Annotated in this window: 9 protein-coding genes; all 9 read left to right on the forward strand. The window is 38.8% G+C overall.

The window, feature by feature from the left end; translation table 11 throughout:
- Positions 1 to 3: 3 nt before the first annotated feature.
- The 9 genes from G322_RS0105090 (at position 4) to G322_RS0105130 (ending at position 8303) form a co-directional block, all read left to right on the forward strand.
- Positions 4 to 759, forward strand: coding sequence for a protein phosphatase CheZ (locus G322_RS0105090; RefSeq protein WP_022940728.1), 756 nt, complete (start codon positions 4 to 6; stop codon positions 757 to 759).
- An 11-nt stretch (positions 760 to 770) separates the two neighbouring features.
- Positions 771 to 2927 (forward strand): chemotaxis protein CheA, encoded by a 2157-nt coding sequence (locus G322_RS0105095; protein WP_022940729.1) that lies wholly within the window; start codon positions 771 to 773, stop codon positions 2925 to 2927.
- Positions 2928 to 2956: 29 nt separating this feature from the next.
- The gene (locus G322_RS0105100) at positions 2957 to 4135 is read left to right on the forward strand and encodes a protein-glutamate methylesterase/protein-glutamine glutaminase (RefSeq protein WP_022940730.1); all 1179 of its coding nucleotides are present in this window, start codon (positions 2957 to 2959) and stop codon (positions 4133 to 4135) included.
- Positions 4128 to 4886 (forward strand): flagellar motor protein, encoded by a 759-nt coding sequence (locus tag G322_RS0105105; RefSeq protein ID WP_022940731.1) that lies wholly within the window; start codon positions 4128 to 4130, stop codon positions 4884 to 4886. Before G322_RS0105100 ends, G322_RS0105105 begins: the two co-directional genes overlap by 8 nt.
- Complete coding sequence (locus G322_RS0105110; protein ID WP_022940732.1) at positions 4886 to 5857, forward strand: OmpA/MotB family protein; 972 nt, start codon at positions 4886 to 4888, stop codon at positions 5855 to 5857. Before G322_RS0105105 ends, G322_RS0105110 begins: the two co-directional genes overlap by 1 nt.
- Before the next feature lie 2 nt (positions 5858 to 5859).
- Positions 5860 to 6633 carry a ParA family protein gene (locus G322_RS0105115; protein ID WP_022940733.1) on the forward strand — a complete coding sequence of 258 codons (774 nt, stop codon included), beginning with the start codon at positions 5860 to 5862 and terminating at the stop codon, positions 6631 to 6633.
- Positions 6634 to 7302: a chemotaxis protein CheW gene (locus G322_RS0105120; protein WP_022940734.1), complete on the forward strand. Its 669-nt coding sequence runs from the start codon at positions 6634 to 6636 to the stop codon at positions 7300 to 7302.
- A gap of 93 nt (positions 7303 to 7395) precedes the next feature.
- Positions 7396 to 7884, forward strand: coding sequence for a chemotaxis protein CheW (locus tag G322_RS0105125; RefSeq protein WP_022940735.1), 489 nt, complete (start codon positions 7396 to 7398; stop codon positions 7882 to 7884).
- 17 nt (positions 7885 to 7901) lie between these two features.
- Complete coding sequence (locus tag G322_RS0105130) at positions 7902 to 8303, forward strand: DUF2802 domain-containing protein (protein ID WP_022940736.1); 402 nt, start codon at positions 7902 to 7904, stop codon at positions 8301 to 8303.
- The last annotated feature ends 145 nt before the right edge of the window (positions 8304 to 8448 follow it).

Consider the following 8448-nt stretch of genomic DNA (forward strand, 5'->3'; position numbering starts at 1 on the left):
AGTATGGCCGATGAAATAGAGCCACTACTCTCGTTATCACAAGCCAAAGCGTTAGTTGCCTATTTAGAGCTAAACGAGATAAGTGCCGCTAATCAACTTGTTGAGAGTGCAAATGAATTAACATCCGCTGAAGATGTGGTTTTTGTTAAAGTCGGTGAATTAACACGTGAATTACACGATGCACTACTCAGTTTTCAAAATGATACCCGTTTAATTGATATGGCTGGGAAGGATATTCCTGATGCTAAAGATCGTCTTAATTATGTTATTGAAATGACGGATAAAGCCGCCAATAAAACCATGGATGCCGTTGATGACTGCCTACCGATTGCGGATAAATTAATTGAAGATCTCGATGCGGTAAAACCTAATTGGCAGAAATTGATGAAGCGAGATATTGCATTAATTGATTTTAAGAAATTATGCCATCAAGTTGATGGTTTAATTGAAAATTCATCAACCAATGCTGTGGTGTTGCGTAGCTCACTGACTGATATTTTAATGGCGCAAGACTTTCAAGATTTAACTGGGCAGATGATCAGGCGTGTGATTGACTTAGTGCAAGAGATTGAATTAAAACTGGTGAGTATTTTAAAAGTTTGTAGTACGGATACCGAGAATTCAGAAGTAATTGAAAATAAAGAGAATACGCAGAAAGATATTAAAGCAGAAGGCCCTATCATCAATGCAGAAACGCGTGATGATGTTGTTAATGGGCAAGATGATGTTGATGATTTACTTTCTAGTTTAGGATTTTAAGGAAATGGAAAATGACATTTGAAGTAGATGAAGAGATCCTGCAGGACTTTTTAGTTGAAGCAGGAGAAATTTTAGAATTGCTGTCTGAGCAGTTGGTTGAGTTAGAGAACAATCCTAATGATACTGAACTACTCAATGCCATTTTCCGTGGATTTCATACTGTAAAAGGTGGTGCAGGTTTCCTCTCATTAACAGAGTTGGTTGAAACCTGTCACGGTGCCGAAAACGTGTTTGACTGCATGCGTCAAAATAATCGTAGTTTAAGTGCATCTTTGATGGATACCATTCTCGCTGCGCTTGATGTTATCAATGAACAATTTCAAGCGCTGCAAACAGGTGAAGAAGCGAATGCAGCCCCTGCTGCAATACTCGCGGAGTTACATCGTTTAAGTAAACCTGAATCACAAGATGAAGTTAGTGTTGACGCTACTCCCGATCTTGTTGTTGAAGCGCCCGTGAGTAACAGTGATGAAATTGATGAAATTGATGAATCTGAATTTGATGCGTTATTAGATGAATTACATGCTCAGTCTGGCTCCGTAGTTGAAGCAAGACCTGCGAGTGCAGAAAATGCAGATATAAGTGAAGATGAGTTTGAATCGTTATTAGATGAGTTACATGGATCAGGGCAACATTCAACACCCGAAACAAGCTCTGCCGCATCAATTGATGAAATAAATGATGATGAATTTGAATCTTTACTGGATGAACTGCATGGCAAAGGTGCTCATAGCGGGGCGCAAGATAGTACGCCAGAAACCGTTGTAATAGGCAATGGTGATGAGATCACTGATGATGAATTTGAATCTTTGTTAGATGAGTTGCATGGTGCAGGTCAAAGTGCGCAAACAAGTAATGTATCTGTTGCTCAAACACCTGTTCTGCCTAAAGTTGAACCCGTTAAAAAAGTAGTAAAAGCGCCTATTGTTGCACCAAAAGCAACCCCTAAAGCGAAGACTTCTGTGCCAGCTAAAAAAACAACGCCTAAAACGCCAGTAGCAAAAGCGGAACCAACGGTGCGTGTTGATACTGCTATTCTTGATGAAATTATGAATATGGTGGGTGAATTAGTATTAGTGCGCAATCGTCTTGTTAGTCTTGAGACAACCTCTGAAGATGAAGAGATCTCTCGCGCTGTGGCTAACCTTGATATTGTCACGGGCGACCTACAAGGTTCCGTGATGAAAACTCGGATGCAACCAATCAAAAAAGTGTTTGGTAAATTCCCACGTATTGTTCGAGACTTAGCGAGAACGCTAGGTAAAAACATTCGTCTTGAGTTAGTGGGTGAAGAGACAGATCTAGATAAAAACTTGGTGGAAGCACTTGCTGATCCATTGGTGCATTTGGTGCGTAATTCAGTTGATCATGGTATTGAGATGCCAAGTGTACGAATGCAATCTGGAAAAGAGAAAGAGGGGCGCATATTGCTTTCCGCTTCTCAAGAAGGGGATCATATATTACTGGTTATCGAAGATGATGGTGCTGGTATGGATGCTGAATTACTCAAAAAAATTGCTGTCGATAAAGGCGTTTTAGATCAGGATGCGGCTGATAGAATGTCAGAAAAAGATGCTTACTCACTTATTTTTGCCCCTGGTTTTTCGACCAAAAAAGAAATTTCAGATATTTCAGGTCGTGGCGTGGGAATGGATGTGGTGAAAACGGGTATAACTAAATTGAACGGGACGATCTCAATCGATTCTGCAATTGGTAAAGGTACCCGTTTAGAGATAAAAGTACCACTCACATTAGCTATTTTACCTACATTAATGATTGTGGTTGCAGATCAAACGTTCGCACTGCCACTGACGAATGTAAATGAAATTTTCCATCTTGATCTTGCTAAAACACATCTCGTGAACAATCAGTTAACAATTGTTATTCGTGATAAAGCGATTCCACTGTTCTATTTAAGTGACTGGTTAGCGCCTAATAAACCACAGGTTGAGAAAGGCAAGGGAGTCGGCCATGTTGTCATTGTACAACTTGGTGTACAGCAGATTGCATTTGTTGTGGATGCTTTGCTAGGGCAAGAAGAAGTTGTTATAAAAGCGCTTGATAAATTATTGTCAGGTACACCCGGTATGGCAGGAGCAACGATCACCAGTGATGGTGGTATTGCATTGATTCTTGATTTACCAAGTTTATTAAAACATTATGCATAAACCCTTGTGCATAATTGATAGGAAATAATATGGTGATAAAAGTATTAGTTGTTGATGATTCCAGTTTTTTCCGTCGTCGGGTTAGTGAGATCATTAATAAGTCGCCTGCATTAGAGGTAATCGGAACCGCAAATAATGGCCAAGAAGCAATTGATATGGTGGCCAAGGTTAAACCAGATGTGGTCACGATGGATATTGAGATGCCTATCATGGATGGTATTACCGCGGTGAAGAAAATTATGGCAACAAATCCAGTGCCAATTTTAATGTTTTCTTCGCTTACTCACCAAGGTGCAAGTGCAACATTAGATGCATTAGAGGCTGGTGCTGCAGACTTTTTACCTAAAAAGTTTGAAGACATTGCACGCGATAAAGAGGAGGCTATTAAGCTTTTACAGCAGCGAATTGAAGCCATTGCTTCTCGACGAGTTGCCCGTGTAATAGTTAAGCCAACGGTTAATAAAGGGGTAATAGCAAAAAAAACCAAACCTGCACTCACTGCCCTTCAAAAATTAAATGAGAATAACTTAGCGCCTAAAGTGCGAGTTACTTCAACTGCACCAATACGTACTCCGGTTAAACAGGCAACTGCGCCACTGGTGAGTAATAAACGTTTTAAAGCATCGGGTAAAACCTATGATGTATTAGCAATTGGCACTTCAACGGGTGGACCCGTTGCATTGCAAACGGTCTTATCAGCACTACCACGTAATTTTAAACTTCCTATTCTCCTGATTCAGCATATGCCAGGTACCTTTACTAAAGCGTTCGCAGATAGATTAAACGGTATCTGTCAAATCAATGTTAAAGAGGCAAGTGATGGTGATATTTTAAAGCCAGGTTGTGCATATCTTGCTCCTGGTGGAAAACAGATGTTATTAGATGGTCGTGCTGGTCATGGAAGAATACGCATTCATGAGGGCAGTGAAAAGCTCAATTATAAACCCAGTGTTGATATCACTTTTGCATCACTTTCTAAACTGTACGGGAAAAAAGTGTTAGCGGTTGTACTCACTGGCATGGGAGCTGATGGTCGTGAAGGCGCGCGCATGTTAAAAGAAAAAGGTGCTGAGATATGGGCACAAGATGAAGCCAGTTGTGTTGTTTATGGTATGCCACAAGCTGTTGTTAAAGCGGGTATTGCAACAGAATCACTGCCTATTGATCAAGTCTCAAAACGTATTTTAGTGGAACTGAAGCATGAATAAATTGGGGCTTTTGGGCTTTGTTATTATTGTCTCGAGTATCTTATTTGCACAAAGTTATCATGGTTCATCAATCGCGGGTTTGTTTAATCTTCCCGCTTTTTTAATTGTATTTGGTGGTACATTGGGTGCTATTTTAGTGCAAACATCTCCTAAGCAATTAATACATGCATTAAGTTTATTACCACAAATCTTTACTACACCTCAATTATCCCTTGCACAACAAGCTAAAAAAATTCAAAAGTGGTCAATTAAATCACGACAACATGGTTTATTGAGTTTAGAAAAAGAGAATGAGCAAGATAAGAGCCTTGATCCCTTCACCAAAAAAGGGTTATCTATGCTGATTGATGGTTGTGATCAAATGGCACTTCAAGAGATTTTACAACAAGATATTGATCTTGATAGTGAGCATCAAGAGCGTAGTGCACAACTTTATGAGTCGATGGGAGGATACAGTCCAACGATTGGTATTATCGGTGCGGTACTTGGATTGATACAGGCAATGGGGTATTTAGACCAGCCTGAGAAGCTTGGGGCGGGCATTGCCGTCGCGTTTATTGCCACCATTTACGGTGTCGGTTTTGCCAACTTTATCTACTTGCCTATTGCCAATAAAATCCGTTTACATTATCAATTTGTTGCACTTTATAAAGAGATGACATTGATTGGGTTACTTGCGATTGCTCATGGCGAGAATGGCCTGTTACTTGAGCGTCGTTTAAGCGGATATATTGATAGAGCTTCATACTAATGCGTGTCCGCCCTCGCAGTCGTATGCAGATGCACAAAGGCAACGATTTACATCGTTGGAGTATCTCTTTTGCTGATTTTATGACCTTAATGTTTGCCGTTTTTGTGGTGTTATATGCTGTCTCTGTTAATGACAAAGAGCAATATAAAGAGGTGATGGTAAGTTTTCAAAAGGCCAGTAAATTGCTTAATCAATCTGTATTTAGTTCGAATAACGAGGGAATTTTAACTCACAATAGTAACAGTATTAGGGACGATTCAGGGCCTGCAATGTTATCAGAGGAAATGATAAATCAAGCCAACGATGAGCTTTCTGCTGTTGATACTCTTAAAGCGGGTTGGGAGTTGAGCGATATAAAATTAGCGTTAGACAATGTATTCATTTCTGAGTTAGATAAAAAAAATGTTGAATTAGATCTTAATGGAGATTGGTTAACGATTGAGATGGGAGGCGAACTTCTTTTTGCAGGTGGCAGTCATACATTATTAAACTCTGCCAATGAAGTGGTAAATAAAATATCAGAAGTATTAAGTAAGGTTAATAATTTACTTAGGATACGTGGTTATAGCGATAATGAAACGATTGCAGATGAAATTTATCGCTCCAATTGGGAACTGTCTGGAATGCGCGCATTTAGTGTTTTACACGCATTAAATAAGCAGGGAATCAGCGGAGAGCGAATGGTGGTAGAGGCTTATGGTCGATATTCTCCTGTGATCAATGGAAATAATCGTGTTGATTCACTAAAAAGTCGCCGCGTTGTTATCGCGATCTCAAAATATGCGGTAGTAACAGTTGAGAAAAATAGTGATTTATCGGAAAATAAATTATTACAGAAAGTTTTATTACAAAGCGACTTATTAAAAAGTACTGGTGTTTCTCAGTCTACTCAGCCAAAAGAAGATAGCGAAAAGATGCACGAAGTGTACCTACCTAATAATCGATTAATTATAACCACAAGGCAGGAATAGCGTTGTTAGTTTGGACAGTAGCAAATCAAAAGGGTGGTGTCGGTAAAACAACCACGGTAATCTCATTAGCCGGTTTATTAGTTGAGCGTGGCTTTCGGGTGCTCTTAATTGATACCGACCCGCATGCATCATTAACCAGTTACCTGCAATATGAATCGGATCAACTACCGGTTAGTTTGTATGACCTTTTTCAAGAACCAGCAGAAAACAAAGCACAACTTGAGCAGGTTATTTTACCGACAGAGATAGATGGGCTTTCCCTTATTCCCGCATCAATGTCGCTTGCTACCTTAGATCGTGTTCTTGGTGATAAAGAGGGGATGGGACTTTTTCTTAAAAAGCAGTTGAGGCTAATTGAAGATGATTATGATTTTGTTCTTATCGATTGCCCACCAGTATTAGGGGTGATGATGGTTAATGCTCTGGCCGCTTGTGACAGAATATTAGTCCCTGTACAAACGGAGTTTTTAGCCTATAAAGGGCTTGAACGTATGGTTAAAACCCTGCAAATTATGCAAAAAAATCGCGACTCCGTTTTTAACTACTGTATTATTCCCACTATGTTTGATAAGCGTACACGTGCATCACTAAATACGTTAGATGAGCTGAAAAAAACCTATACAAGTCATGTCTGGAGTGGCGTTATTCCTATTGATACTAAATTTAGAGATGCAAGTTTGCAACATTTACCTGTTTCCCAGTATTCCCATAATTGTCGTGGCGCTTTTGCTTATGAAACATTACTTAACCACCTGTTACAGATAGAGTCTTATTAAATGAAAAATCATAATGATGAAGCGATGACCAGTTATTTCAACTCAATGTTAAATGATAAACCCATTACAGAGGTGATGGTGGAAACGGCTACCGATACATTAACGGCCAATGCAGCCGTCTTACCTGAAAACTTAGTTTTTTCAGAAACTGATATTGTCAATGAGCCTGTGCTTCAAACTATAGAACCTGTCGCACCTAAAAAAGAGCTTGAGTGGAAAAATATCGAGGTAGAAAATGAGTTTCAGGTGCTTTTTTTTGAACTGTCTGGATTAACATTTGCTGTTCCCCTTACAGACTTAGGTGGTATTCATCATCTTGATGATTCAATGAATTCATTAATTGGAAAACCATCTTGGTTTTCTGGTGTCATGACACACGGTAATTCACTGTTTAATATTGTTGATACGGCTAAATGGGTTAATACAGGTGAGTCTGCTGATACATTAGCTTATAGCCACTATATTTTATTGGGTGCGACGCCATGGGGGCTCTCTTGTGAAAAATTACTGGGAACAGAAACCCTTAACCGTTCACAAATAAAATGGCGAGAAGTACAAGGTAAACGTCCTTGGCTGGCGGGCATGGTAAAAGAAAAAATGTGCGCGCTGATTCATGCTGAAGAATTAGTTAAACTATTGAATAGCGGAATGAATATTCATGGGCATTAGTACTGGAAAAATTACAATTAGCAACTAAAATAAATTAATTACATGTATTACCAATGAAAATCATTTAACCAAGCAAATTAGATAGAGAATATTATGAATAGAGATAGCAACGGATCAGAGAATGGCTCAGACGATGAAATATTCCAACGAGTTACCTTTCAATTAGAAAATGAAACCTATGGAATTAACGTAATGCAGGTACAAGAGATATTACGTTATAGTGAAATCGCTGCGGTACCTGGTGCGCCAGATTACGTTTTAGGTATTATTAATCTGCGTGGCAATGTTGTCACTGTTATTGATACTCGCTCACGTTTTGGTTTAATGCCTGCCGATATTACCGACAATAGTCGTATTGTTATCATTGAAGCGGAAAAACAGGTAATTGGTATTTTGGTTGATAGTGTTGCCGAAGTTGTTTATCTGAAAAAATCTGAGATGGAAGTTGCACCCCATGTAGGAACGGAAGAGAGTTCACAGTTTATACAAGGTGTGACTAATCGTGATGATGGTTTACTTATTTTAGTTGATTTAAACAAGTTACTCAGTGATGATGAGTGGGATGAATTAAGTATCCTATAAATTTAAATGAGTAACTGATGTACCTACAGTATTTACAATACCTGCCGTGGCTAACCTTAGTGTTGGCCTTTGTTTTTTTTATTATTAGTTATCTTTTAATACAAAAACAAACTAAAAAAAATCATACCTTAGAAGTGTTAATAAAATCATTACTCGCGAGTAATGATGCATTTAAACAACAATTTATTGAGTTGCATGCCGGCAGTGTTGGCATGGGGAAAAAGATCCAACAGTTAGAATCTCTGCTTAAAAAAACCCAAGAAAACCACCAAAATTTAGTTGCACAAGCCCCCGAAAATCGTCTCTATACACGCGCCACTAAAATGGTGGAATTAGGTGCATCTATTGAAGAATTGATGGTTGAGTGTGAACTACCTCGAGCAGAGGCTGAGTTATTGCTTAACTTACATCGGAAATAATGGTGATATCTTTCTGAGCTTATATCAGTTAGGATGTTGTGTCTTATTATGCCCGTTTTTGTGTTTTTTTTTATTATACCGATTACATTAAGTATGTGATCTAAATTTTGTGCAGGAAAAATAGCTAAATTTAAGGCGTAAGTTG

The sequence above is a fragment of the Psychromonas hadalis ATCC BAA-638 genome, assembly GCF_000420245.1.
GTDB lineage: Bacteria > Pseudomonadota > Gammaproteobacteria > Enterobacterales > Psychromonadaceae > Psychromonas > Psychromonas hadalis.